We start from the raw sequence: 25,212 nt of genomic DNA on the forward strand, positions 1-25,212 counted from the left end.
AATTTTGGTTACCATGCGTCATTGTTCACTGGCTGCGATAACTTCCATGGCCCTTGCCGCACCGCCTGACCTGACCGACACCGCGATTCCCGTTCAGCCGCTGGCGCGCACCTACCCGCGCGGGCTGTATATCGAGCCGCACCAGCATGTATGGGGCCAGGTGCTGTATGCCTCGTCAGGCGTGATGTGGGTCGAGACGCCTCGGGAGGCGCTGCTGGTCCCACCTCAACGCGCGGTCTGGTTGCCGCCGGGTGTCGAGCATGGCATTCGTGTGGTCTCGGATCTGGAAATGCGCAATATCTACCTGCGCCCGGCCATTGCCCTGACTCTTGAAAAGACCGTGCAGGTGTTCGAAGTGGGCAGCCTGCTGCGCGAGCTGATCATCAGTCTGGTCGCGCTGGACCGTGAAGCTGAACCTGATTACTACGATGCCCTGGTCAATCTGGCGTTGCTCGAACTGGCCCGCGCCCGCCGTTCACTGATCCGCATCCCCATGCCGGACGGCGCCGACCGCCGCCTGATGAACCTCTGTCAGGCGGTGATTGACGAACCCTCGCTGGACATCCCTTTTGAGCAACACGCAGAGAACGCCGGTGCCAGCGTGCGCACCCTGGCCCGCCTGTTCCAGGCTGCTCTGGGTATGGGCTTTGCCGAATGGCGTCGCCAGGTTCAACTGGCCACCGCCGTAGCCAGCCTGATCCAGGGCCATACCGTCAGCAGCATCGCCCACCGCCTGGGCTACTCACCAAGCAGCTTCAGCGACATGTTCCGTCGGGAACTGGGGGTGGCGCCTTCGCAGTATGGGAGGGATTCATAACTACACCTGAAATCGAAGGATGATGTTGAATCATGGGCGGCAAATTGAAGACTTTTCCTGCGTGTCGCGGCGGCGATTGCATGTAGGCGACAGCAAATGGGCTCTGTAAGGTCTGTGTACGTTGATCGATACAGATAACCTTCCTTGCGGGCCACAAACGCATGCACGAACGAAAAATCAGGATCATGGTGTCTTCCACCGTCTATGGCGTAGAAGAGTTGCTTGATCGTGTCTATGCATTGTTGACGGGCTTCGGCTACGAGGTCTGGATGTCCCACAAGGGAACTGTCCCTGTGTTTTCAAACCAGACCGCGTTCCAGAGCTGCCTGTCGGCAGTGGAAAAGTGCGATCTGTTTCTGGGCATCATCACCTCGCAATACGGCAGCGGTGTAGGCGATAGCGGGGTATCGATCACCCATCAGGAAATCCGTCAGGCTGTGGCGCTGAAAAAACCTCGCTGGTTTCTTGCCCATGAACAGGTCGTATTTGCCCGGCGTCTGTTGGCCGACCTTGGCTATCGAAAGCAACAGGACCGTCAACGGCTTGCTCTCAAGGCCCGATCAGCCTCCCTCAGCGATCTGAAAATCATTGATATGTACGAAGAGGCCACGATGGAGCAGTTGCCTCTGAATGATCGTCAGGGTAACTGGGTACAGAAGTTTGTTCAGGACGATGAGGCCAACCTGTTTGTAGTTGCTCAATTCTCGCGTTATCAGGATGTCGAGCAGCGGTTGATCGAGCATTTCACTGATTCTCGGCTGCTCGCAAAGTCTCTGGGAGGCAGCGATGAGTAGAGTTCCTGCGGAGTCTGTTAACTTGCTTCAACCGGGCGACCATCAGGTGCCGCAGTGGCTGACAGTCACTCATCCTGGGGCTTGTGGGCCGTTACTCTGTGCATTGCTTAACGGAGAAGGAGGCTACCTGCTGTGTGAGTTCAGTGGATGTACTGAGGTTCCAGGGGTAGAGAATACCAAGTGGCGGGCAGACGAGCTGGAGCAGGTGCTCAAGACAGGAATCCGGCCACCCGTACTATTCTCGGTAGAGACCATGGAGCTGGACGGGCATGAGGCCATCTTGATCGATGCACCTTCGGGTAAAGACATTCCCTACGCCTTTGAGGATGACATTTTCATTCTCCATGAAGGTAAGGCAACGAAGGCGGATGTCGAAACCATTCGCGACATGATTCTGCGCAAGCAGATTGAACCTCAGCGCTGGGAACGGCTGTTTTCCCCGGAGGTTGAAGAGCTGCAGCTTTGTAATGCTGCTTGTCAGCGCTTGTTCAAGTCACCACGGTTCCCGCAGCTAGCAGAGCTCGCAAGCCAGGGAATTCTTTCACAGTTACGGGCTTTATCACTGGCCAGTCATGGCCGGCTGACCAATGCCGCAGATGTTTTGTTGGCCAGAGAGCCTGTACGCCGGCATCCTCAAGCTCGCGTGCGGGCCGTTTGCTACAACAGCAAGACCGCTGACGAGTATCAGGATCTCAAGCATTTCTCCGGCCCCATGAGTGAAGTCATCGAGCAGTTGTTCGGTTTTGTCATGCGTAACACGCCTGCGAGGGTGCGTTTTCGCCGGGGACAGGTGCAGCGCGAGGACATTTCCTTGTACCCGGAATTGGCGATTCGCGAAGGGATCGTCAATGCCTTCGCCCATCGCGACTACAGTAGCTTCACGGGAGGTATCAAGATTGAAATCAGCCCCGGCAAGGTCGAAATCTGGAACTCCGGTGAACTGCCTGAAGGTATAGAGGCTGGAAGTCTTGATCGCGCGCATGTTTCGGTCTTGCGCAATCCTGATATCGCCCACGTGCTGTATGTGCTGGGGTACATGGAGAAACTGGGGCGGGGCAGTGTCTTGATAAGCCAGGCTTGCAAGGAAGCAGGGCTGCCGGCGCCGGTCTGGCACTCGGATCGCTCATCCGGGGTAACTCTGACTTTCTTCGCCCCGGAAGTCACCCCGGAAGTCACCCCGGAAGTCACCCCGGAAGTCACCCCGGAAGTCGAGCGGCTGGCCCGGGCATTGAACGACGAGGCCAGACGCCTCGAACTGCAGCGCTGCCTGGGTTTGAAAGACGCCGAGCATTTTCGCAGACAGTACCTGCTTCCGGCCCTGGAACAGGGCGTCATCGAGATGACCTTGCCACACAAGCCCACCAGCCGCTTGCAGAAATACCGTCTTACGTCGCTTGGCAAAGCCATCCAGAGCCGCCTCCACTCATAAACATCAGGCTGATCCAAGCTGGCCGAAATTCAGAAGTCCTTGGCCGGTAGCCTTTTGCGTCTGTCCCTAGACTCTGGCCATTCCCTGATTGGTCCGGAGTCCTTCCATGAGCTTTGTCATTTCCCTGGTCATCGGCATTGCGGTCGGTGTGCTGTACGGCGCGCTGGATTTTCGCTCGCCGGCACCGCCCACCGTGGCACTGGTCGGCCTGCTGGGCATGCAGCTCGGTGAAAAAGCCTGGCCCATGGGCAAGCAATTGGTCACGGCCTGGCTGTCCTGAATCTTCTATCTGAGTGGAGTTACTGATGAACGCACTGCAATTTTCCCGCACTGGCGACCTGGCAGCTTTAGAGTATGTCGAACTGCCGCAACCGGTTGCCGCCGAGGGCGAGGTGCTGATCCAGGTGAAGGCCGCCGGGCTCAATCCCAGTGACGTAAAGAACGTCTTGGGCCGCTTCCCGTACACCGTACTACCGCGAGTACCGGGCCGGGATTTTGCCGGTGTAGTGGTTGAAGGCCCGCAAGGTCTGATTGGCCAGCCAGTCTGGGGCACCGGCAAAGAACCGGGGTTCTTCCGTGACGGCTCCCATGCGCAATGGCTGACCTTGCCGGCCAATGGTGTGGCGCTCAAACCCAAGGCGCTGAGCTTTGTTCAGGCCGCCAGCCTGGGTGTGCCTTACACCACCGCCTGGGATGCCTTGCAGCGCAGCGGTGTCGGCGCCAATACCCGGCTGCTGGTGATCGGCGGCAACGGGGCGGTCGGCAGTGCAGCACTGGCACTGGGCCGGGTGCTGGGCGCTCAGGTGCTGGGCGCGGTGCGCCGTCCTGAGCAACAGCAGGCTCTGGCCGCCAAGGGGATCGACAGCATTGTGCTGGGCGAACCGGATGCGCTGGCCGGGCACGTGCAGGCGTTTTTCAGTGGCGGTGCCGACGTGATCTTCGACACCACCGGCTTCTGGCTGGCGCCATCGGTGGCGGCGTTGGCGACTTGGGGACGGATCGCGATCATTGCTGCGCCGGTAGACGGCCAGGTACAGCTACCGTCACTGGCGCTGTACCGCAAAGGCGGTTCGGTGGTCGGGATCAACTCGCTGCTTTACGACTGCAAAGCCTGCGCCGCGATGCTCGACCAGTTTGGTCGCTTCTTCGATGAAGGGCTGCTGGAACTGCCAGGTGACCTGGTGGAGTCACCCTTGAGCGAAGGCCTTGCGCGCTATGGCGAGGTCAATGCCGGGCGCAGTGACAAGATCATCCTGATCCCCTGAGCGCCATCTGCAGCTTAACTGTCCAGTGTCAGAACCTGTAGAAACAGGGCGAAGAAGCCGAAGAAAATCCAGAAGATACTGAACAGCCACGGCGCGCGCAGGGAGAACAGCAGGGACTTTTTCGGCCCGGTTTCGCTGGACTCCCAGTCGCTGAACAGCGGCGAGTCGTCATAGGTCAGACCGATGACCGGCTCGCTTTGCAGCAATTGCGCCTGCTTGTGGTGCCAGTGCTGGATGATCTCGCAGGCCGCACGAATGCCGGGCCAGGCGCTGAGGGTGTTGAGCAGGCCGAGCAGGGCCAGCATCGGCGGAATCACTACAGTGAAAATCACCCCCCAGTCAGGGTTGAGGTTAGCCATTGACGAGGCGTAGGCGATCACCATAAACGACTGGGCAGTGAGGTAGGCGTTGGTGCGGTTGGAGAGGTTGGTGGTCTCGTACTGGATCTCCCGGCGGTAGAACTCCAGGCGCTCCTTGGGCGAGCCGAACAGCCGGGTGTTCTGTTCCTTGACCACCTCCTCGGGCGTTTCGTGGGTAATGATTCTGGGCACGCTGCTGACCTGCAAGGCTGGATTGGCTCGGTAGACTCCTGCCTGACGGCGCGGTTCGACTGATGTGACCAGCCGCTTTACAAGCATTGCAGAGTTTTACCTTTGCCCCTTAAGATGAGAACGATTTTCAAAAGCGGGATCATTCAGGGTGTCTACGTCCTCCATTCACAAGCTGGGTTTCTTCTTCAGCGACCACCATCGCTGGTTGCTGCAGCACATCCAGTGGCGGCTGGGACGCTCAAACGGCAACCATGCCGACGCCGAGGACACCGCTGCCGAAGCCTTTTGCCAGATGCTTGCATCCAGGGTCGACCCGGACAGCATTGAGCAGCCGCGCGCCTATCTGTCGACCATCGCCCGTCGTTTGATTCTTGACCGGCACCGGCGCAGGCAACTGGAAATCGCCTACCTCGAACGCCTGGCCCTGCTGCCCGAGCAGGTCGCGCCATCGCCGGAAGAGCAACACCTGCTGATCGAAGCGCTGGTGACCATCGACCGGGTGCTCGACGGTTTGCCGATGCTGGTCAAGACCGTATTCCTCTACAGCCAGCTCGACGGCATGAGCTATGTCGATATTGCTGCCAAGCTCAATCTCAGCGAGCGCACGGTCAGTCGTTACATGAAACAGGCGCTGTGCCAGTGCTATATGGCTGATAGCAGCTCGTGAGCCGGCCTGCCATTGACCCGGTTGGTGAACAGGCCGTTGACTGGATGGTGCGCCTCAGCGCCGGCCAGCACTCGGCAAATCTGCGTGCCGAATTCGATGACTGGCTACGCCGCGACCCGGCGAATGCCCAGGCCTGGCAACGTTTGCAAGAGCGCATTGGCGGCTCGTTCAATGTGGTTCGCTCGCTGGAGCGCCACAAGCCAGGCCAGGCCGAAGAGGCCCGGCGCCTGTTGCTCACGCCCTCCACGACGCGCCGCGATGTGTTGCGCGGCCTGGCAGCCATTGGCTTGCTGGGGGGCGGGCTCTGGTTGGCGGCGCGCAGCGGTCCCGGCCTGGCACTGTTCGCTGACCTGCGCACCGGCACCGCCGAGCGCCGCAGCCTGACCCTGGCGGACGGCAGCCGCCTGAGCCTGAATGCCGACAGCGCGGTCGACCTGGACTTCAACGCCAGCCAACGCTTGATCATCCTGCGCCGTGGCGAACTGATCATTCAGGTCGCCGCCGACCCACAGCGGCCCTTGCGGGTACGCACCGAACAGGGCGAAGCCCGTGCCTTGGGCACGCGCTTCATGGTTGCCCAAGAGCAGGACGCCACCCGCCTGGTGGTGCTGGAGCATGCCGTGCGCGCCCGCCTGAACGATGGCCGCGAGCAGGATGTGTTGCAAGGTCAGGGCGCGCTGTTACGTACTTCGAGCATCGAGCCGCTGGGCCGCGAAGCACTGCGCCGCGCCGCCTGGCTGGAAGGGCGCCTGAATGTACTCAACGAGCCACTGGGCGAAGTGATCGATGCCTTGCGCCCCTATACCCACGGCATCCTGCGGGTGGCGCCCGAGGTACAGGATCTGCGCGTGCAAGGCGTGTTCCCGCTGGATGATCCGCAGCGCACCCTGCAGGCGCTGGGAGAGACCTTGCCGATCAAAGTCGAGCATTACACACCCTGGGTAACCGTGATCGGCCCGCGTTGAGGACCTGTCGCCTGCAGAGCAGCCTCCCACAGTGGCCAGTGTCGTGCCTGTGACTTGAGTGCGACGCCAGCCCGGTGGGAGGCACTGCTGGCGAATGGCGGAGAGTCTAAACAGGGAAGTTTTGAAAATCTTTCTCATTCGTGTCCGGTTTTTCGATCTCGTCCCACCTATTTCCTGAAACGACCCTTAACACGATCATCAGGAGCATGTTGTGCACAACCCTTGGTTCCACGCCCTCCCGTTTGCCCTCGCTGTAGCCGCCATCAGCGCCCCGGCCATGGCCCAGGCTGCCCAGCCGTTCAACATCCCGGCCGGCAACCTGGCCGATACCCTGAACAGCATTGCCAGCCAGGGCGGCCTGGTGTTGTCGCTGGACCCGAGCCTGGTCAGCGGCAAACAGGCCCCGGCCATTCACGGCGAAATGACCGCCACCCAGGCGCTGCAAAAGGCTGTGGCCGGCAGCGGGCTGGATGTACTGGTGACCAGCGGCGGCAATGTCACGCTGGTGCCGGCGCTCAGCAACGAGCAGGCGCTGGAGCTGTCGTCGGTGACCATTTCAGGCAAGGCACCGGGGTCGATTACCGAAGGGACGGGGTCGTACACCACCGGCTCGACCAGCAGCTCGACGCGTCTGAACCTGACCCCGCAGGAGACGCCGCAGTCGATTACGGTCATTACCCAGCAACGCATGGAAGATCAGAAGCTCGACAGCTTGGTCGATGTGTTGGATGCAACCACCGGGGTGGTCATCAAGACACTTTCCATGGGCGCAGATACTCCGCAGATCTGGGCACGTGGTTCGAGTATCAACAACTTTCAGGTCGATGGTGTTCCAACCATTTCATCGCTGAATAACTACCTGCAAAGCACGATTGCTTATGACCGGATCGAGGTCGTGCGCGGTGCGACGGGCATGATGAGCGGCATGGGTTATCCTTCGGCCACTATCAACATGGTGCGCAAGCGCCCAACCTATGAGGCCCAGGCCTCGATTCGTGGTGAGGCGGGTAGCTGGGACCGCTACGGTACCGGCTTCGATGTTTCAGGCCCGTTGACCGACAATGGCAATGTACGTGGCCGGCTGGCGGCCGACTACAAAACCCAGCACGCCTGGACGGACAACTACGAGCAGGAAAACACCGCAGTTTACGGTATTGCGGAAATCGATCTTGACGAAAACACGCTGCTGTCAATGGGTTTTAACCACCTGAAGAAACATACCGACTCGCAAACCCGGATGTTCCCGCTGCTGGACAGTGTGGGCAATAAGGTGCCCTCTAACGCCTCAGACAACGACTCACCTGCCTGGTCTTACTATGACCACCAGTCGAACAACGTCTTTGCATCCCTGGAGCATCGATTTGATTCAGGGTGGAGTATCAAGAGCGAATTGTCGCATACCCAGTATCAATATGATGGTCTGGTTGCCGCCTTTCAGGGGCGGGTCAACCAGGTCACCGGAACCGGTGCTTCGATCCAGTCAAACCACTATGCGTCTACGGTCAATCAGGACACCCTCGATGTCTATTTGACCGGCCCGTTTTCTTTGCTGGGCCGCGAGCATGAATTGATTACCGGGCTGACGCTGGCCGATACCGATATCGAAACGCCCAACTATCTGCAGACCACGCCCACTTACAGCATCCCTAACTTCTGGGACTTCTCCAGGACCACCGCAATACCGGGCTTTCGAAAGAACGGCAAGGTTGAAACCAGCGAGTATCAATACAGCGCTTACCTGAGTTCTCGCTTTCGCCTTACAGATGATACGCGCCTGTTGGTGGGTGGCCGCGTCACCGACTGGAAACGTAACCGGGATACCAGCAATACCGACAACGGTTCGAAAAGCAAAACCACCGGGCGTGAAAGTGGAGTGTTTATTCCTTACGTGGGTGTCACCCATGCGCTGGATGAAACCTGGTCGCTGTACGCGAGCTATACAAAGATCTTCAATCCGCAGTTGTATTACGTCGTCGATATCAACCAGCAACCCTTGATGCCCGAAGAGGGCACCAGCTATGAGACCGGTATCAAGGCCAGCTTCAATGAAGGGCGCATGAATGCCAGCCTCTCGGTGTTTAAAACCGAGCAGGACAATATTGGTGAATGGGACTCTGATTCAAGAACCTACACCCCGCTCAACGGTATTGATACGCAGGGTGTCGAAGTCGAATTCAACGGTCAGTTAGCAGAGGGCTGGAACCTCAGCAGCGGCTATGTCTACAGCACGACAATGGACGCAGAAGATCAGCGGGTTTTGACGCGTGCCCCGCGACACAGCCTCAAGACCTTCACGACCTACCGCTTGCCGGGCAACCTGGAGAAGTTCACCGTCGGCGGCGGCTTCAACTGGGAAAGCAAAACGGGTACTGATCTGCATGTATTCAGCCAAAGCAGCTACGCCGTATTCAACCTCATGGGCCGTTACAACATCAGCCGTAACCTGACAGCGTCGATCAATATCAATAACCTGTTTGATAAGGAGTACGTCCTTGCTGACAACGGACTTAACGGAACCTGGGGGGCACCACGCAACTTCATGACGTCGTTCAAATACAGCTTTTGATTGATACGGCAGCCAGGCGCACCTGACCCTCAGGTGCGCTCTGGCATCTGCCGATTGCATCACCTGCACGCCTCACGTTAAATTTGATAATAGTTATCAATCACACGTTGGCGCCTACCCTCATGGATCACCGCACAAGCTTCGAACAGGACGTCGAGCGCCTTTATCTGCAGCATTCTGGCTGGCTGAAAAACTGGCTGCGCAAGCGCCTGGCCGAACGTGCGGATGCCGATGACCTGGCACAGGACACCTTCGTGCGCATCATGCGCGCGCGGCGGCCGGTCAATGATCTGCAACAGCCGCTGGCGTACCTGGCGACCATCGCCAACAGCCTGTTGATCAATCGCTGGCGGCGTCAGGCGGTGGAGCGGGCGTATCTTGAGGTGCTGGCCGAGCAGCCGCAGGCGCTGGAGATTTCCCCGCAAGAGCGCTACCTGCTGATCGAAACGCTGGTCGAGTTCGATGAACTGCTGCAGGGGCTGACGCCCGAGATGCGCGAGATCTTTCTGTTGTCGCAACTCGACGGGCTGACCTACAAACAGATCGGCAACCAGTTGGGCATCAGTGTCGACCGGGTGCAGCGCAGCATGAGCAAAGCCTTCGCGCTTTGCTATGCCAGCCGCTTCGAGTAACCGCGCGTGCCGACTGCCCAAGACCCGCAGGCGCCGATTGCCGATGCGGTGCGCGATCAGGCCATCGACTGGTTCACCCAGGCGCAATCGGGCGACATGAGTGCCGCGCAGGCCGAGAACCTGCAACGCTGGCGTCAGGCCGATCCCGAGCATGAGCGTGCCTGGCAGCGGCTGGCCGGTATTTCCCGGCAGTTACAACAGCGCAGCACAGTGCTGAGCAATCCGCTGGCCCGCAACACCTTGAGCAAAACCCGGTTGGTTGAGGCGGATCGCCGCCAGCTTCTCAAGCTGCTGTTTGGCGCCGGATTGCTGGGTGGTGCGGCCTGGCAGGTCAGCGACAGCTTCTGGCTGCAAAGCACTCTGGCCGATTACCACACCGGCATTGGCGAGCGCCGTCATCACACCCTGGCGGACGGCACGCAGGTCTGGCTCAACACCCGCACGTTGCTGGATGTGCGCTTCAGTGCGCAGGAGCGCCAGTTGATCCTGCGCCAGGGCGAGGTCGATATCCTGACCGGCAGCGACCCGGCCGGGCGACCGTTGCTGGTCTACACCGGCGAAGCGCGTTTGCAACCCTTGGGCACACGCTTCACGGTGCGCCGCGACAACGACACTCAGGGCACCTTGCTGGCGGTCAGCAACGGCAGGGTGGCGGCGCAGCTTGCCAGTGGCGGCGATACACAGGTAGTGCCGGCAGGTTTTCAGACGCGCATCGATCACGCCCGGATCCAGCCGCTGCAACCCGCCAGTCAGGCCGGGAATGCCTGGGTCGACGGTTTTATCGTGGCTGAGCGCATGCGTCTGGGGGACTTTGTCGAAGAGCTGGCGCGCTATCGGCTGGGCGTACTGCGCTGCGACCCGGCAGTGGCCGACCTGCGCCTGACTGGCTCCTATCCGCTGGCCGACCCGGCCAGAATCCTGTCGATGCTGGAGCAGAGCCTGCCGGTGCGGGTTGAACAGCGTACCCCGTGGTGGGTGACCATCACGGCTCGCTAAGCACTGAGAAAAAATCCAAAAAAAATCGCAGATTTATCCGCCTCGCTTGGCCTATGAGCAGAACCCGTGCATCGCAAGCGCGGAGCCCTGCCAGCCAAGATCGGAAAACCGTCATGAAATACCCCGCAACGCCCCGAAAACGCCGCCGCCAGGTCGCCTGCGCATCGACCCTGAGCCTCGCACTGCTTGGCGGTGCCGTGCTCATTGACGGCCTGACCGCCACCCGCGCACAGGCGCAGACGATGGCCAGCATCCAGCACTTCTCGATTGCCGCCGGCCCTCTTGATCAAGCGCTGAGCCAGTTCGGTCGCCAGGCCGGCATTGCCTTGTCGACCAATGCCAGCCTGACGGCCGGCAAGACCAGTGCCGGGCTGCAAGGCGAGTTCAGCATCGAGGAAGGCTTCAGACGCATTCTGGCGGGCAGCGGATATTCTGCGGCGCAGCAAAGCGATGGCAGTTATCTATTGGTGGTGGCGATGGAACCTGCCGGGGCCATGGAGTTGTCGTCGGTGACCATTTCCGGCAAGGCGCCGGGGTCGACGACTGAGGGGACAGGGTTGTACAACACCTACTCAGCCAGTAGCTCGACCCGGCTCAATCTGACACCGAAGGAAACACCGCAATCGGTCACAGTGCTAACGCGTCAGCGCCTCGATGACCAGAAAATTGAAAATATGGTCGATGCTCTAGAGGCAACGCCGGGTATTACCGTGAGTCGCGCTGGCGTCGATATTGATAACGACTTGATTTACTCGCGCGGTTTCATTCTTAACAACTTTGCTGTCGATGGCGTTCGCACCTCTTCATTACTCGCCAACCAGCGTCTGAGCAGCGTTGCTTATGATCGAATCGAAGTCGTCCGGGGCGCTACCGGCTTGATCAGCGGAATGGGTACGCCTTCGGCAACGGTTAACCTGATTCGCAAGCGCCCGACATTTGAACCGCAGATCAGTCTCACTGCAGAGGCCGGTAGCTGGGATCGCTATGGCACCGGGTTTGATATCTCCGGTTCCTTGAACGATTCAGGAAGCATTCGAGGCCGTTTGGTCGGTGACTACAAGAACCAGCATGCCTGGGTGGACCGTTTCGAAAAAGAAGAGTCGGTGTTGTATGGCATCACCGAACTTGATTTAAGTGATAAGACCCTGCTGACACTGGGTTTCAATTTCGAAACGACCGATGCAAATGCGCCAATGCGCAGTGGCTATCTGACGCGTTATAGCAATGGGCAGCGCATCGACTTCAAGCGCTCGGCCAACAATGCCCCGGACTGGACGTTCTACGACAATGAGTTGAGCAGCATCTTTGGCTCGCTCGAGCACCAGTTTGAGTCGGGCTGGAATGCCAAGGCTGAATATCGTTACAGCCAGTACCGCAGCAACGCGATCGTGCCGTACATGGCCGGTTCTGTTAACCAGGCAACTGGTGCTGGAGCCTACATTGCACCGGCCCGGTTCAGGGATGCCCCACATGAACATAGTCTGGACCTCTACGCGACAGGCCCGTTGAAGCTGTTCGACCGGGAGCACGAGATCATTGTCGGGACCACCCTGTCAGACCTGCAGTCAACGTCACCAGTGTATGGCTCATGGATGTATCCTTATACGGGGTATAACGGTGCCATTGCCAACCTGCTCGACTGGGACGGTAGCCTGAGCAAACCTGACTTTCCGAAGACGGCTGATGTTGAAACTCATGAGTATCAGTACGGCGCTTATCTGAGTGCTCGCTTCAATCTGACCGATTCGACCCATCTAATTGTTGGTAACCGGTTGACCGACTGGAAACGTAACAGAGACACCACCTCGTTGGCGGGGGTGACCACCAAAACAAATGCTCGCGACAGCGGCGTATACATTCCCTACGTGGGTGTGGTTCAAGACCTGAACGACACTTGGTCGTTGTACGCCAGCTACACGAAAATCTTCAATCCTCAACCTGTATATGTCCGCGACGTCAACAAGCTGCCCTTGTCACCTGAAGAGGGCAGCAGCTATGAGCTGGGTGCCAAGGCCAGCTTCAACGATGATCGCCTTGTCGCCAGTCTGTCGTTGTTCAAGACCGAGCAAGATAACCTTGCGATCCTTATCAACGATGGCACGTTCAGCAATTACACCGCAGCTCAGGGCACGACCAGCACGGGCGTGGAAATGGAGCTTTCCGGTGAGCTTGCCCCCGGCTGGCAGCTCAGCAGTGGCTATACCTATAGCGTTATCGAAGACAGCGAGGGTGAGCGCATCGTCACTCAGGTTCCTCGCCACAGTGTGAAAACTTTCTCGACATATCGCCTGAGCGGCCCGCTGGATAAATTGACTGTTGGCGGTGGAGTCAATTGGCAAAGCAAATCCGGCGCGGACCTTCAGTATCTGACCCAAGGCAGTTATGCCTTGGTCAATCTGATGGCCCGTTACGAAATCAGCCAAAACCTCACCGCTTCCATCAATTTGAATAACGTCCTGGATAAAGAGTACTTCTCGGGTGGGCCGAGTTGCTGTGCGGTCTATGGCGAACCCCGCAATTTCATGACCTCCCTGAAATACACCTACTAAACCCCGGCCTCGCGCACCTGGCCCTCAGGTGCGCGGAATCAACTCCTGCCCGCTGCCAAACACCGGGTAAACCACTTCGTCGCTGTCCAGGTCGCGGATTGTGCTCTTGATATGGATGCGCATCGATTCGCGTCCGGGAGCGCCGACAATGCTGGTGCTGTTCTGGAAGTCGACGATGTAGCGTTTGCCGGCTTTGAACTCCACGTCCCGGGCTTCCTGGTTGCACTGGGCGCCGCCGGTGCCCAGGGCATTCATGGATGTCCAGCACCAGCGCAGCGAGTGCTTGCCCGGTGTGAGTTTGAGTGCCTGTTTACCGGAGACGTCGAGAATCGAGGCGCGGCCGGCGCCTTCGAGCAACTGGTCGTCGACGTGGGTGGCCAGCAGCAGACGGTGGAAGGGGATGCCCAGGTCGCGGTAGCGAACCGTGGCGAAGTACACCACCGGGGCATCCGGTGCGTTATTGGACAGGTCGTAAGGCGTCATCTGCTCTGGCGCCCAGTCACCCTGGTAATCCTTGTAGTGATAGCCGGAGCAGCCGCCGAGCACGGCGGTGAGCATCATGGCGGCAGTGACTTTGAACGGTCGGGTCGAGAGCAGGCGCATCGTTCTTCCTTGGGGGCTGGGGCCCGATAGACCCGAAAAACGCCTTTTTGTTCGCCCATAAAAAAGGCTCTCCTGATCAGAGGAGAGCCTGAAGGGGTGCCCTGCGAGGCACATTTGGAGCATCCATCCATGGACGGAGGAAAGCGGTTTGCTTGCCTGGCAGTGTGCTACGTCCGTTTGCATTCATCCAATCAATAATAATGAGCTATCAATCAACTTCTGTTGATATTAATGGCGCCATTGGCCTGTCAGAATGCGTCTTTCGTCAGCTCAGTGGTTGCATATGGATATCGACCTGACCCGCACTTTTCTGGCCATCGCTCGGCACGGCAGTTTTGTCGCTGCCGCCGAGCGTTTGCACATCACCCAGACGGCCATCACCGCACGGGTGCAGAAGCTCGAAAGCCATCTCAATTGCACGCTGTTCATCCGCAACCGCGCCGGTGCACGGCTGACGGCCGATGGTGAGGCGTTTGTGGTGTATGCCAATCAGGTGGTGCAGACCTGGGAAGCGGCGCAGCGCAATCTGCCGTTGCCCGAAGGCTTCAATCAGGTGCTGCGCATCGGCGGTGAGGTCAGCCTGTGCAACCCGCTGATGCTGCGCTGGGTCGGGCTGATCCGCCAGCACATTGGTGACCACGCGGTGCATGCCCAGGTGCATGATGCGGCGTACCTGCTGCGGCAGCTGGAAATCGGCGTGCTGGATGCGGCGCTGGTCTATCAGCCGCATTACTGGCCGGGCTTGCAGGTCGAGCAATTGCTGGAAGAGAAGCTGATTCTGGTGGCAGCGAATAACCCAGAGCCTTATGTGTATATCGACTGGGGCGAGGCGTTTCGGCAGCAACACGACACTGCCTTGCCCGACAAGGCCCGCGCGGCGGTGTCGTTCAACCTCGGACCGTTGGCCTTGCAGTACCTGCTGGAACACGGCGGCTCGGGTTATTTCCGTACCCGAGTGGTGCAGAGTTATCTCGACAAGGGCGTGCTGCACCGGGTGCCTCGCGCACCGGAGTTCAGTTACCCGACCTGGCTGGTGTACTCGCGCGAGCGCGATTCGGCGCCGTTGCAGCAAGCCTTCGGCCTGCTGCGTGAACTGGTACGCAATGACCCGGACTGGTCGCAGCGTTGGGACCCGATACTCTGATCAGCCGCCTTGGCTGGCCTGCCACTGTTCGCGGCTCAACTCCCAGATCTGCTTGTCCATCTCGCCACACACAAACCGGCCTTTCTGTACCGTCACCAGACGCATGCCCTCGCGTTCGGAAACCCGTCGCGAGGCCTGGTTGTCCGCCGCTTTGGGCACTTGCATCAAGGGCCGGCCGAGGGTTTCGAACCAGTAGCGATTGACCACCTTGCAGGCTTCGCCCATGTAACCCTGGCCTTGCCATTGCGGCGCCAGCCAGAAGCCGCGGTTGTTGCCAGGGCTGTCGTCCAGGCAAATGCTGCCGATGCTTTGCTGCGAATCGCGCAGGCGGATCATCCAGTGCCATTGCGTGCCTTGCTCCATACCCGGCAGCGAGTGTTCGCGCATGTGCGTCAGCGCGCCGTCGGCAGGGTAGGGCCAGGGCACCAGATGGTTCAGGTAGCGCACCACCTCCCAGTGCGGGAACAACTGCTGGATATCCGCGGCATCCTCAAGCTGCAACGGCGTGAGGATCAGGCGCTCGGTGGTGAAGGTCGGGATACAGTCCATGTCGAGTGCGTTCCAGGGTTGATGTGTTGATAAAACAGACGAGCAAGGCAAGCGGTGATTCAGGACAGTCTCAGACCCTGAAATGTGCGCTCAGCCCGGCACTGAAATGCGTGCAGTTAATCCGCAGCATGGCCCGGTAATCGCGGCTGACGGCAAACGCCGAGCCGGGCATCAGCACGATATTGTGGCGGGCCAGCCGGTCAATGAAGGGCTGTTGATCGGCAATGTCAGGGTGCTGCGCCCAGACAAACATGCCGCTCTCTGGGGTTATCTCGAACTGCCAGCCGAGTTTGCTCAGGGTGCGCTGGGTCTTGTTCTGCTGTTCGATGAGTTTCTGGCGGATCTGCTTCATGTGCCCGGCGTAGGTGCCGTCGGCAAGGATAGTGTTGACGAAGCGTTCGCAGAATGCCGGTACGGCCACGCAGGTCAGCATCTTCAGGCGGGTCAGCGGCTCGACCAGCGCGGGCGGGCAGGCGATGTAGCCGACCCGCAGCGAGGCTGACAGGCACTTGGAAAAACTGCCGATGTAGATCACCCGCTGCAGGTTGTCCAGCTCGGCGAAGGTCTGCCGGGGGGTGGGGCTGAAGTCGCCATAGACGTCGTCCTCGACGATATGAAAATCGTGCTTGATCGCCAGGCGCAGCACATTGAAGGCGTTGTTCGGGGTGATGTTGCCGCCGGTGGGGTTATGGAAGGTGCTGTTGCAAAAAAAGGCCCTGACCGGCTGCCGTGCCAGGTGACTTTCCATCTCGGTGATGTCCGGGCCCTGTGGCGTGCGGCGAATGCCGAGCACCTCGGCACCGGCCAGCTGGAGCAGGCGAATCAGGTTGCCATTGCAGGGCTCGTCGACGAACACCGCATCGCCTGGCTTGATCAATAGCCGGGCCACCAGATCCAGCGCGTGGGTCGCGCCCAGGGTGGTGAGTATCTGGCCAGGGCGCGGATCGATGCGGGTCAGGCGTTTTATGTGCACACACAGTTGCTGACGCAGTGCCGGGTGGCCGCAAATGTCGCCGTACTCAACCAGCGAGCTTTGCTCCAGCCGCGCGGTGCGGCGTATGGCCTTGGTCAGCAGCTCGGTGTCTTTCCAGGCCGAGGGCAGCCAGCCACACCCAAGCTTGGTGAGGTGCGGACCTCCCTGTAGCAGGTTGAACAGCGGATCGCCGGCCATGCTCTCAGGTTCTGCTTGCGGTGGCCGGGCATGCACGCTGGGCGCGACGAAATAGCCACGGCCCGGTTGCGCGATCAGCCAGCCTTCGCTGACCAGTTGAGTACAGGCTGAAACGGCCTGGTGATAACTGGCCGCCCGCTCGGCCACGAACTTGCGGATCGACGGCAAGCGTTGCCCGGCGGTCCATTCACCGGCCTCCAGGCGTCGTTTCAGTGCGGCATGGAAAAGATTTACGGTCACGGCCTGCCCTGGCGAACTGTTAGAAAAATTAGCCTAACAGTTCGTTACAAAGCGTGTCGACTGTGCGCGTATGTCGGTTTGGCAGGGTGCACTATCGCAGTCTGGCCCCACCCGAACCGACGAGCCAAACAATGAGCCGATTGCCCCGCACAACCTGGCTGTACTTCACCGCCCAGTCGATCAACCTCACCGCCGCGGTGATGTCGGTGACCATGGCTGCCACAGTGGGCGCCGCGCTGGCGCCGACCCCGGCACTGTCCACCGTACCCTACGGTTTTCAGTTTCTGCTGCTGATGCTCGCCACCTACCCGGCTTCATGGCTGATGAGCCGGTTGGGGCGCAAGCGGTCGTTTCTGTTGGGGTGTGTGCCGTTGGCACTGGCCGGTATCAGCGGCTATCTGGCGGTGGTGCAGCAGAGCTTTGGGTTGTTGATCGCCAGCCACGCGGCGCTGGGTATCTATGTGGCCTTTGCCAACTTCAACCGCTTCGCGGCCACTGACAACCTGGAACCCGGCCTCAAACCCAAGGCCATCTCCTTGGTGGTGGCCGGTGGTGTGATCGCCGCCGTGGTTGGGCCGACCCTCACGCAAGTACTGCGCGAAGCCGGTGCCTATCAGGCGTTTTCCCTGTGCTATGCCGCGTTCATCGGTCTTGCGATATTCGCTGCGCTGGTGACCCTGTGCCTGCCGGAGACTCCCGCGCCCGTGGCCAAGCCATCCCTGGCACGGGCCAGCCTGTTATCGCTGCCCAGCGCACCGATCATGCTGGCCATGGCGGTGGCTGCGCTGAGTTATTTCATCATGAACCTGTTGATGATCCAGGCCTCGCTGCACATGCAGCACATGCACGAAGACTTCACCGCCATGCGTCTGGCCATCCAGTGGCATGTGATCGCCATGTTCGCTCCGTCGTTCTTCACCGGCGTGATCATCGAGCGGCTGGGGCTGCGCACCACCTTGTGCCTGGGGCTGCTGATGCTGGCCGGCTGCGCGCTGCTCAATATGATTGCCCATGGATACTGGGCGATGAGCAGTGCGCTGATCATCCTCGGCCTTGGCTGGAACCTGACTTACGTCGGTGGCGGAGCTTTGCTGGCCCAACTGCTCGATGGTCAGGCGCAGGCGTTCAAGGTGCAGGGCCAGAACGATCTGTTGATCGCCATCTTTGCCACGGCAGGTGCCTTCGCGCCAGCGCTGTTGCTGAGCAGCCTGGGCTGGCAGGGCAGTAACCTGCTGTGCGTGGTATTGGCGTTGGTGTTGCTGGTCGCAACAGTGAAGGTGCTCAAGGAGCGGGGAGTGTCGCCTGCTTCCATGGCGTGATCGGCTGACCATCTGGCGGCTGGCTTTTGAGTCCGCAGCACGTTGCGTATACGTTACATCGCATCTGTGTTGTCACGTATTCACGACATGGACCACGGAATCATCGCCTCAGATAAAAAATTATCGAACCTTGCTCGGTCCCGGTGGGAGTTGGCTTTGCCAACGAATGCATCGGCACATCCACAACGAAAGCGATGGTCTTGCACAAAACCATAGAGCCCTACAGGACCGCGCGGACCTTAACTGATCGGCATTACGAGTAGGCTCGAGCCGCGAAGTGCTTCGCGGATAAATCCGCTCCTACGAGCCCCCGACTGGAATCAACACTTCCACGCAAAACCCGCCCTGTGGCCGGTTGGCAAAGTTCAGGGTCAACCCCAGGCGGCGGCAGATCATCTCGACGATAGCCAGCCCCAGCCCGGCACCTTCCGGGTTGTGGGCGCTGTAAAAGCGGTCGCACAAGCGCTGCAGTGCTTCTTCACTCACCCCCGGGCCTTGATCGAGCACCTGCATGCGCATCTGGCTGGCGCTGTGGCGGCTCAGATGCACGCGCACTTCGCTGCCGGCCGGGGAGAAGGCCAGGGCGTTGCTGATCAGGTTTTGCAACATGATGCTCAGCGAGGCCGGCTCGCTGTTCAGTTGGCAATCGTCTGTACTGTCGAGCACCAGTTCAACGTCTTTGCGCAACGCCAGCGGGGTGAGTTCGGCGAGTTCTTCGCGCATCAGTTCGGTGAGATTCAGCGCACGGTTTTCCTGAATACCCGGCTCCAGACGGGCCATGGTCAGCAACTGGCTGGCGATACGGGTCATGCGGCCTACGCCCTGTTGCAGAAAGGCCAGGGCTTCGGCGCGTTCTTGCGGGTCACTGGCCTGCTGTGCGTTACGTACGTGGATGTCGAGGATCGCCAGCGGCGTGCGCAGTTCGTGGGCGGCATCGGCGATGAAGCGTCGCTCGCGATCGAGCATGGCGCGCAATTGCTCAAGCAGGTGGTCGAGTGCCGAGCGCATCGGCTCCAGCTCCGGCGGTTGCGGTTCGTCAGGCAGCGGGTCGAGGCTGCTGTGCGGGCGGTTGCGCAACTGCCGGGCCAGGCGTTGCAACGGGCGCAGCCCCCAGCCCAGCAGTGCCCAGATCAGCAGGGTCAGCACCGGCAGGCCAAGCAGCATCGGCAGCAAGGTGTGGTGGACGATTTTCTGGATCAGGTCCTGACGCAAGTCATCGCGCTCCCCGACCCAGATGCGGATACCCAGGGTCTTGTCTTCCAGCAGTACGCCACACCAGTCCTGGCCCTGATACATCAGGTCATGCAGGCCGGGCGCCGGTACGTCTTCGATGACCGGGGCGGTTTCGGAGCGCACCAGCAGCGATTGATCAGCGGCCCAGATCTGGAAGGCCAGATTCATCTCGTAAGGGTGGGACAGAATGCCCTGGCCTGAGCGGTTCAGCGCCGTCTCCAGCGCCTCTTGCAAGGCCGGCCAGTCACGCTGGGGCGGCGCTTGCTGCAGTACGCCTTGCAGCAACCGTGCGGCCTGCACCAGTTGTGCGTCATAAACGTTTTCGATTTCCCGGTGGCTGTCGCGCACAGCCAGCCAGGCGAGGGTCAGGCTGCCGACAATCATCAACAGCAGGGTTGGGGCCAGAATGCGGGTGCGGATGGAAATCACGGCTGACGCTCCACCAGATAGCCGACGCCACGCACGGTACGAATCAGCCCCGTGTAGAGCTTCTTGCGCAGGTTATGGATCAGCACTTCGAGCGTGTTGCCCGGACCGCTTTCCTGCCAGCCATAGAGCGTACTGCTCAATCGCTCGCGGGTGACCACCACGCCGGGGCGGGCCAGTAACTGGTGCAAAAGTTGATATTCCATGGGCGTCATCGGCACCGTTTGGCCTTGGTAAAAAACCTGCTGGGTGGCCGGGTCGAGGCTGACGCCTGCGTATTCCAGACGCGGTTGTGCGCGCCCCTGGCTGCGGCGTAGCAGGGCGCGGATACGGGCTTTGAGTTCGTCCAGGTCTACCGGCTTGACCAGATAGTCGTCAGCCCCGGCATCCAGGCCTTGAATCCGGTCGGCAATTGCATCGCGAGCAGTGAGGATCAGCACCGGGACACTGCCTTCGCTTTGCCCGCGAATACTGCGCAGCAAGCTGATGCCATCGAGACGTGGCAGGCCCAGGTCCAGCAACACCAGGTCGAAGCGTTCGCAGTGCAGGGCGTGTTCAGCCTCCACGCCGTCGGCCACCCAGTCCAGGGTATAGCCTTCGCCACGCAGCGCGACGCGGATGCCCTGCGCGAGTGAGCGATCGTCCTCTACCAGCAATACCCGCATGGTCTGTCCTCCGGTTGCGGCCCGGCCATCATCGCGATTCAAACGCCGTCTGCCAGTCAGCAAATGTTACAGCTCGTTACTCATTAAGGCTTCATTAAGCTTCACGCGGCACCGTAGCGGCATCCATCCCAAAAGAGGTGCTGTCAATGTCCCGTCTGCTGCGTTTCGCTCTGCTTCCTTCCCTGTTGCTGGTCAGTGCCGGCGCCATGGCCGGCCCGCAATGCACCACCGCCGATCGCTCCACCTGGCAAGACGCCGAAGCGTTCCAGGCCAAGCTGCGCGAGCAGGGTTACCAGATCAACAAGTTCAAGATCACCGACGGCAACTGCTACGAGATCTACGGCTTCGACAAAGACAAACGCAAGGTCGAGATCTACCACGACCCGGTCAGCGGCAAGGCGATCAAGACTGAGGTCAAAGGCTGATGGCTGTGGCGACGATCCGCCTTTGGGACCCGTTGGTGCGGGTGTTCCACCTCTCGGTGGCCGGGGTGTTCGTCGCCAACTATTTCTTCAACGAAGCCGGTGACAGCTGGCACGTCTGGCTCGGCTATTACGTTGCCGGCTGGCTGGCGGTGCGCACGGTGTGGGGCTTTGTCGGCCCGCGCAGCGCCCGCTGGGCCGACTTCTGGCCGACCCCGGCGCGCTTGCACGCGCATCTCAGTGCGCTGCGTCAGGGCCGTGACCATCACCGTCTCGGCCACTCACCGTTGGGGGCACTGGTCATGGTGCTGATGATGATCGCGCTCGGCGGGTTGGCCGTGACCGGCTTTCTGATGCAGGAAGTCGACGCCCTGTGGGGCGTGGACTGGCCTGAAGACCTGCACCGCTGGATCGCCAACAGCCTGGCCGGGCTGGTCAGCCTGCATCTGCTGGCCGCCATAGTGGAAAGCTTGCGGCTACGCGAAAACCTGCCGCTGTCGATGCTCACCGGCCGCCGCCGGGCACGCCCCGACGATCACTGATACCCAGGACCTCCCATGCTTTTGACCTTGATGCGTTCTGGCCCCGCGCAGCACAGCGGGGCGCGGCCGTGGCTGACCCTGCTGGCGCTGGCCACGTTGAGTTGCGTGTTGCTGCTGGCCGACGACTTTCTGCAACAGCTGTACACGGCGAACAATCGCGCCGAGCTGGAGGCGTCATTCGTTGCCGGTCTGTGGGTGTTCAGCCTGGCCTTGTGGTTGTGCAACCTGCGCTGGCTGGTGGCGGGTATCTTGCTGCTTTTCGCGTTCATGCAGACCCTGCAACTGGCCAATATCAGTTTCTTCGGTGAGCCGCTCAATGCCATCGACATCCAGGCCATGCTGGGTGACGGTGCCGAGGTTCGGCAGGCGGCGTTGCACAGCTTCAGCCAGCATTGGCCGGTGCTGCTCTGCGTTGCGCTGCCCTATGCCGCGCTGTTGCTACTGCACCTGCGTTTGCCAGGCCGCGTGGCGTTGCCATCAAGCCGCTGGGCGCTGGTGCTGATTGCGCTGGTGTTGCTGTCCAAGCCCTACCGTGCCACCTACCGCAATCTCGACTCGTTCGTCGCCAGCGCCAGCCGCAGCGGCCTGCATAACAGCCTCAATGCCTTTTCGGCCTGGTCGGTGCGGCTGGCGCTGCGCCCGGAGCCGGTGCTGCCGTCAATGGCCTACGCGCCCTATCGCATGACCGCGGTGCCAACCAGCGCCAGACACGTGTGGCTGGTGGTCGCTGACTCGTTGCGCAGCGACCGGCTGGGGGTGTTTGGCTACGAGCGTGACACCACCCCGAACCTGCATGCCTATCTGCAAAATAATCCGCACGCGGTGGTGCGTCCCGGTGTTTCCGCCGGGGTCGCGACTGACGTCAGCCTGCCGTACCTGCTCAATCCGATTCGTGAGCCGGGCCAGGACAACCTGATGCGCAGCGGGCAGATCAACCTGTTCCGTTTTGCCCGCGAGGCGGGGTTTCGTACCCACTGGATTTCGTCCCAGGAGTCCAAGTTGCTGGCGCATCTGGGCAGCCGTTATCTGGACGTGTCGATCACCCGTGAAGACCACCCGCTGCGCTTTCTGCAACGTCAGGACAAAGCGCTGTTGGACATCCTCGATCAACAGCGTTGGGCCGAGCGCAACTTCGTGGTCATGAACCTGCGCACCGCACACCTGCCGTACGCGCAGAACTACCGTCACGAACAGACCCCGCGCCCCTGGCCAGACCGCGGCCCGAACGGCCAGGCCAATGCCTACGACAACTCGGTGCATTACCTCGATGGCCTGCTGGGTGAAATCCTGGCCGACTTCGACCGGCTGGAGGGCGAGCGTTACCTGATCATCACCGGCGACCACGGCCAGCGGCTCGGCGAGGACGGCAAATGGGGCCATAACGACCTGGTGCCCGAGGTCAGTGACGTACCGGTGATTGTGGTCGCCGGTGGTGCGCCGGCCGAGGCACTGGAAAGCATCAGGCGCGAACGCTGGATCAGCCATAACGAAGCCGCTACCTGGCTGGCGAAACGGCTGGGCACCCGTATCGACAACCCGAACCTCAAGCCGGGCGAGCACTTCGTGCATGGCAAGCTGCTGTTCAGTGACAACTTCATCCAGCGGGTCTGCGAGTCAGCCAATGGGCTGGTGCATCATGAGCCGCAGCAACTGAGCATGTTGCTCAAGAAGGAGGATGTCTCGCCCTGTATCTGATGAGTCTTCTGACACAGCGGATTCAGTGATCTTGCCGGCCCCTTCGCCTGCAAGCAGGTTCCCACCGGATCAGAGTCGGGCCGGCTGCTTGAGCTTGACGCAGGCCCGGTGTGAGCTCAGCCAACGAATGCTGTGGCACATCCACAGCGAGAGTATTGGTTCTGCTCAGTTCCATAGCTCAATGGTATTTTTCTTCGAGCGCACCCGTTTTTTCACATCAAAAATCGCTGGCTAAAAAGGCAAATCTTTCCTGCGACAAATTGTCCCTTTACGCACGTCCGTTCGTTATATCTTTTGTCTAATTCGCGCCTTAGAATCCGCGCCAAATTCCGGATGCTGAATTGCCAGATCGTCGACAGGACGGACCCAACCGACTGCCCGTCAAACAATTGCACGCATCATCGTTGTGGTTGTTGAAAACTCAGAGGGCGTTGTGTCTCGTAAATTGTTGGCGTTGGTCCTTGGGCCATTGCTTGGGCTGTTCATTGTCAGTCTCGGTAACGGATTCATCTCTTCCCTGACCTCCTTGCGGCTCGATTCCGCCGGTGTGTCGGACACCTTGATCGGTTTCATCTCTTCCGGTTACTTCTTTGGCCTGGCCATCGGCGCGCTGTTCGGCGACCGCCTGATCGAGCGTATCGGGCATATCCGTGCCTACAGCAGCTTCGCGTCGCTGACAGCCGTGACCTTCCTGCTGCAGGGGCTGATTTTCGATCCGTGGGCCTGGCTGGTGTTTCGCCTGATCAACGGCCTGGCCATCGTCGGTATCTTCCTGGTCGTGGAAAGCTGGCTGCTGCTGTCGGGCGACCAGAAAATGCGCGGCCGCCTGCTGGCGATCTACATGATCTCGTTCTATGGCGCGGGCATGTTCGGCCAGATGCAATTGGGCGTCATCAATGCCCTGGGTGACACCGCACCGTTCATGATTGCCGGCATGCTCGCCTCGCTGTCGGTGCTGCCAATGGTGATCCTGCCGCGCAACACCCCGGAAATGGGTAACGTCGAGCCGCTGATGCCCCAGGACCTGCTGCGCATCACCCCCACCGGGGTGATGGGCACCTTTGGTTCGGGTATCACCATCGCCGGCATGTACGCGCTGTTGCCGGTGTACCTGCAACGGGTCGGCATGGACATCACCCAGGTCGGTTACCTGATGGCCTGCGTGATCTGCGGCGCGATGCTGCTGCAGTACCCGGTGGGCCGCTGGTCCGACCGCCAGGACCGGCAAGTGGTGCTGATTGCCCTGAGCGCCTTCTGTACCGTGCTGTCGGTGCTGATCCTGGTGTTGCCAAGCTCGATGATTCTGCTGGCCGTCATGCTGTTTCTGCTCGGTGGCGGGGTGTTCGCCCTGTACCCGGTTGCGGTCGCCCATGCCACGGACAACGTGGCGTCCAATGAACTGGTGCGGGTGATTCAGGGCATGCTGCTGATCAACTCGGTCGGTTCGGCGCTCAGCCCGTTGATCATCTCGCCGGCCATGAAACAGATGGGCGACAGCGGCTTCTTCTGGTCGTTTGTAGCGCTCAACAGCCTGATGGCACTGTTCTTCCTGTGGCGGCGCAAGGTCCACCCGGCCTGCACGCCGACTGCACCGTTCGAGCCGACCGTGCAAATGTCGCCGGTGGGTGCCGAAATTCGCGTCACCGACGAACTGGTGCAGGCGACCCTGGAGCGCGAGCACCATGAGGAAGAGGTGGCCGCCGAGGCTGCCCGCGCACCTACGGCCGAAGCGGCTCGTTAAACGCACCGTAGCGCTAATGCCGATCTGAGGCGGCCTCGGTGGGAGTGGCCGGCCGACGCTCCAGTTGCCGTAATGCCGGACTACAGCGATAGGGCCAGTAAAACCGCTGTATCTGTTGTGGATGCACAGCAGTATTCGTCGGCAAGCCAACTCCCACCTGTCCGGCGTAATGCCCACTACTTGAGCACGTCGCTAACTCGGTGGGAGTCGGCTCAGCCGACGAATGCTGTG

At 60.4% G+C, this 25,212-nt stretch carries 23 protein-coding genes; 17 read left to right on the forward strand and 6 right to left on the reverse strand.

The window, feature by feature from the left end; all coding sequences use genetic code 11:
* Nucleotides 1–46 precede the first annotated feature (46 nt).
* The 5 genes from NJC38_RS24695 (at nucleotide 47) to NJC38_RS24715 (ending at nucleotide 4,305) form a co-directional block, all read left to right on the forward strand.
* Complete coding sequence (locus tag NJC38_RS24695; protein ID WP_253117479.1) at nucleotides 47–817, forward strand: helix-turn-helix transcriptional regulator; 771 nt, start codon at nucleotides 47–49, stop codon at nucleotides 815–817.
* A 161-nt stretch (nucleotides 818–978) separates the two neighbouring features.
* A complete protein-coding gene (locus tag NJC38_RS24700) occupies nucleotides 979–1,611 on the forward strand; it encodes a DUF4062 domain-containing protein (RefSeq protein ID WP_253117481.1) in 633 nt (210 codons plus the stop codon).
* Nucleotides 1,604–3,040 carry a Fic family protein gene (locus NJC38_RS24705; protein ID WP_366856467.1) on the forward strand — a complete coding sequence of 479 codons (1,437 nt, stop codon included), beginning with the start codon at nucleotides 1,604–1,606 and terminating at the stop codon, nucleotides 3,038–3,040. Before NJC38_RS24700 ends, NJC38_RS24705 begins: the two co-directional genes overlap by 8 nt.
* A gap of 106 nt (nucleotides 3,041–3,146) precedes the next feature.
* Nucleotides 3,147–3,320: a DUF1427 family protein gene (locus NJC38_RS24710; RefSeq protein ID WP_084709882.1), complete on the forward strand. Its 174-nt coding sequence runs from the start codon at nucleotides 3,147–3,149 to the stop codon at nucleotides 3,318–3,320.
* 25 nt (nucleotides 3,321–3,345) lie between these two features.
* Nucleotides 3,346–4,305 carry a zinc-binding alcohol dehydrogenase family protein gene (locus NJC38_RS24715; protein WP_253117483.1) on the forward strand — a complete coding sequence of 320 codons (960 nt, stop codon included), beginning with the start codon at nucleotides 3,346–3,348 and terminating at the stop codon, nucleotides 4,303–4,305.
* Nucleotides 4,306–4,319: 14 nt separating this feature from the next.
* Here the strand turns inward: NJC38_RS24715 and NJC38_RS24720 are convergent, their stop codons facing one another.
* A complete protein-coding gene (locus NJC38_RS24720; protein WP_253117524.1) occupies nucleotides 4,320–4,820 on the reverse strand; it encodes a hypothetical protein in 501 nt (166 codons plus the stop codon).
* 184 nt (nucleotides 4,821–5,004) lie between these two features.
* On the opposite strand from NJC38_RS24720, the gene NJC38_RS24725 reads away from it, so the two are divergent.
* The 6 genes from NJC38_RS24725 to NJC38_RS24750 all read left to right on the forward strand — a co-directional run bounded on the left by NJC38_RS24725 (nucleotide 5,005) and on the right by NJC38_RS24750 (nucleotide 13,231).
* Nucleotides 5,005–5,523, forward strand: coding sequence for a sigma-70 family RNA polymerase sigma factor (locus NJC38_RS24725; RefSeq protein WP_253117485.1), 519 nt, complete (start codon nucleotides 5,005–5,007; stop codon nucleotides 5,521–5,523).
* Entirely contained in the window at nucleotides 5,520–6,488 is a 969-nt protein-coding gene (locus NJC38_RS24730) for a FecR domain-containing protein (protein ID WP_253117488.1), read from the forward strand. The genes NJC38_RS24725 and NJC38_RS24730 overlap by 4 nt, the downstream gene beginning before the upstream one ends.
* A gap of 211 nt (nucleotides 6,489–6,699) precedes the next feature.
* Nucleotides 6,700–9,054 (forward strand): TonB-dependent receptor, encoded by a 2,355-nt coding sequence (locus NJC38_RS24735; RefSeq protein ID WP_253117490.1) that lies wholly within the window; start codon nucleotides 6,700–6,702, stop codon nucleotides 9,052–9,054.
* A gap of 122 nt (nucleotides 9,055–9,176) precedes the next feature.
* The gene (locus NJC38_RS24740; protein ID WP_253117493.1) at nucleotides 9,177–9,686 is read left to right on the forward strand and encodes a sigma-70 family RNA polymerase sigma factor; all 510 of its coding nucleotides are present in this window, start codon (nucleotides 9,177–9,179) and stop codon (nucleotides 9,684–9,686) included.
* A gap of 6 nt (nucleotides 9,687–9,692) precedes the next feature.
* Nucleotides 9,693–10,682 carry a FecR family protein gene (locus tag NJC38_RS24745; protein ID WP_253117496.1) on the forward strand — a complete coding sequence of 330 codons (990 nt, stop codon included), beginning with the start codon at nucleotides 9,693–9,695 and terminating at the stop codon, nucleotides 10,680–10,682.
* A gap of 113 nt (nucleotides 10,683–10,795) precedes the next feature.
* A complete protein-coding gene (locus NJC38_RS24750) occupies nucleotides 10,796–13,231 on the forward strand; it encodes a TonB-dependent siderophore receptor (RefSeq protein WP_253117497.1) in 2,436 nt (811 codons plus the stop codon).
* A gap of 24 nt (nucleotides 13,232–13,255) precedes the next feature.
* On the opposite strand, the gene NJC38_RS24755 is transcribed toward NJC38_RS24750, so the two are convergent.
* Entirely contained in the window at nucleotides 13,256–13,834 is a 579-nt protein-coding gene (locus tag NJC38_RS24755; RefSeq protein WP_253117498.1) for a hypothetical protein, read from the reverse strand.
* 283 nt (nucleotides 13,835–14,117) lie between these two features.
* Here NJC38_RS24755 and NJC38_RS24760 point away from each other — a divergent pair, with 283 nt between their 5' ends.
* Nucleotides 14,118–14,978 carry a LysR family transcriptional regulator gene (locus NJC38_RS24760; protein ID WP_045484653.1) on the forward strand — a complete coding sequence of 287 codons (861 nt, stop codon included), beginning with the start codon at nucleotides 14,118–14,120 and terminating at the stop codon, nucleotides 14,976–14,978.
* On the opposite strand, the gene NJC38_RS24765 is transcribed toward NJC38_RS24760, so the two are convergent.
* Together NJC38_RS24765 and NJC38_RS24770 are read right to left on the reverse strand one after the other, a co-directional pair.
* Nucleotides 14,979–15,527 carry a GNAT family N-acetyltransferase gene (locus tag NJC38_RS24765; protein WP_253117499.1) on the reverse strand — a complete coding sequence of 183 codons (549 nt, stop codon included), beginning with the start codon at nucleotides 15,525–15,527 and terminating at the stop codon, nucleotides 14,979–14,981.
* A gap of 70 nt (nucleotides 15,528–15,597) precedes the next feature.
* Complete coding sequence (locus NJC38_RS24770) at nucleotides 15,598–16,938, reverse strand: PLP-dependent aminotransferase family protein (protein WP_045484649.1); 1,341 nt, start codon at nucleotides 16,936–16,938, stop codon at nucleotides 15,598–15,600.
* 131 nt (nucleotides 16,939–17,069) lie between these two features.
* Between NJC38_RS24770 and NJC38_RS24775 the strand changes: the two genes are divergently transcribed.
* Entirely contained in the window at nucleotides 17,070–18,257 is a 1,188-nt protein-coding gene (locus NJC38_RS24775; RefSeq protein WP_253117500.1) for an MFS transporter, read from the forward strand.
* A gap of 300 nt (nucleotides 18,258–18,557) precedes the next feature.
* Here NJC38_RS24775 and NJC38_RS24780 read toward each other — a convergent pair whose 3' ends face one another.
* Together NJC38_RS24780 and NJC38_RS24785 are read right to left on the reverse strand one after the other, a co-directional pair.
* The gene (locus tag NJC38_RS24780; RefSeq protein WP_253117502.1) at nucleotides 18,558–19,919 is read right to left on the reverse strand and encodes a sensor histidine kinase; all 1,362 of its coding nucleotides are present in this window, start codon (nucleotides 19,917–19,919) and stop codon (nucleotides 18,558–18,560) included.
* Entirely contained in the window at nucleotides 19,916–20,581 is a 666-nt protein-coding gene (locus tag NJC38_RS24785; protein WP_253117503.1) for a response regulator, read from the reverse strand. Before NJC38_RS24785 ends, NJC38_RS24780 begins: the two co-directional genes overlap by 4 nt.
* A 158-nt stretch (nucleotides 20,582–20,739) precedes the next feature.
* Between NJC38_RS24785 and NJC38_RS24790 the strand changes: the two genes are divergently transcribed.
* From NJC38_RS24790 to NJC38_RS24805, 4 genes are all read left to right on the forward strand, one after another.
* Nucleotides 20,740–21,006: a PepSY domain-containing protein gene (locus tag NJC38_RS24790; protein ID WP_253117525.1), complete on the forward strand. Its 267-nt coding sequence runs from the start codon at nucleotides 20,740–20,742 to the stop codon at nucleotides 21,004–21,006.
* Nucleotides 21,006–21,545 carry a cytochrome b/b6 domain-containing protein gene (locus NJC38_RS24795; protein ID WP_253117504.1) on the forward strand — a complete coding sequence of 180 codons (540 nt, stop codon included), beginning with the start codon at nucleotides 21,006–21,008 and terminating at the stop codon, nucleotides 21,543–21,545. The genes NJC38_RS24790 and NJC38_RS24795 overlap by 1 nt, the downstream gene beginning before the upstream one ends.
* A 15-nt stretch (nucleotides 21,546–21,560) precedes the next feature.
* Nucleotides 21,561–23,240, forward strand: a complete 1,680-nt coding sequence (locus tag NJC38_RS24800; protein ID WP_253117505.1) for a phosphoethanolamine transferase — start codon at nucleotides 21,561–21,563, stop codon at nucleotides 23,238–23,240.
* 433 nt (nucleotides 23,241–23,673) lie between these two features.
* The gene (locus tag NJC38_RS24805; protein WP_045484603.1) at nucleotides 23,674–24,981 is read left to right on the forward strand and encodes an MFS transporter; all 1,308 of its coding nucleotides are present in this window, start codon (nucleotides 23,674–23,676) and stop codon (nucleotides 24,979–24,981) included.
* Nucleotides 24,982–25,212: the final 231 nt, after the last annotated feature.

Source organism: Pseudomonas sp. 21LCFQ010, assembly GCF_024129905.1.
In the GTDB taxonomy this organism is placed as follows: domain Bacteria; phylum Pseudomonadota; class Gammaproteobacteria; order Pseudomonadales; family Pseudomonadaceae; genus Aquipseudomonas.

Bases quoted from the DNA above. Each gene is read 5' to 3' on its own strand.
- NJC38_RS24695 (WP_253117479.1), top strand. From the start codon at position 47: ATGGCCCTTGCCGCACCGCCTGACCTGACCGACACCGCGATTCCCGTT.
- NJC38_RS24700 (WP_253117481.1), top strand. From the start codon at position 979: ATGCACGAACGAAAAATCAGGATCATGGTGTCTTCCACCGTCTATGGC.
- NJC38_RS24705 (WP_366856467.1), top strand. From the start codon at position 1,604: ATGAGTAGAGTTCCTGCGGAGTCTGTTAACTTGCTTCAACCGGGCGAC.
- NJC38_RS24710 (WP_084709882.1), top strand. From the start codon at position 3,147: ATGAGCTTTGTCATTTCCCTGGTCATCGGCATTGCGGTCGGTGTGCTG.
- NJC38_RS24715 (WP_253117483.1), top strand. From the start codon at position 3,346: ATGAACGCACTGCAATTTTCCCGCACTGGCGACCTGGCAGCTTTAGAG.
- NJC38_RS24740 (WP_253117493.1), top strand. From the start codon at position 9,177: ATGGATCACCGCACAAGCTTCGAACAGGACGTCGAGCGCCTTTATCTG.
- NJC38_RS24750 (WP_253117497.1), top strand. From the start codon at position 10,796: ATGAAATACCCCGCAACGCCCCGAAAACGCCGCCGCCAGGTCGCCTGC.
- NJC38_RS24755 (WP_253117498.1), bottom strand. From the start codon at position 13,834: ATGCGCCTGCTCTCGACCCGACCGTTCAAAGTCACTGCCGCCATGATG.
- NJC38_RS24760 (WP_045484653.1), top strand. From the start codon at position 14,118: ATGGATATCGACCTGACCCGCACTTTTCTGGCCATCGCTCGGCACGGC.
- NJC38_RS24765 (WP_253117499.1), bottom strand. From the start codon at position 15,527: ATGGACTGTATCCCGACCTTCACCACCGAGCGCCTGATCCTCACGCCG.
- NJC38_RS24775 (WP_253117500.1), top strand. From the start codon at position 17,070: ATGAGCCGATTGCCCCGCACAACCTGGCTGTACTTCACCGCCCAGTCG.
- NJC38_RS24785 (WP_253117503.1), bottom strand. From the start codon at position 20,581: ATGCGGGTATTGCTGGTAGAGGACGATCGCTCACTCGCGCAGGGCATC.
- NJC38_RS24795 (WP_253117504.1), top strand. From the start codon at position 21,006: ATGGCTGTGGCGACGATCCGCCTTTGGGACCCGTTGGTGCGGGTGTTC.
- NJC38_RS24800 (WP_253117505.1), top strand. From the start codon at position 21,561: ATGCTTTTGACCTTGATGCGTTCTGGCCCCGCGCAGCACAGCGGGGCG.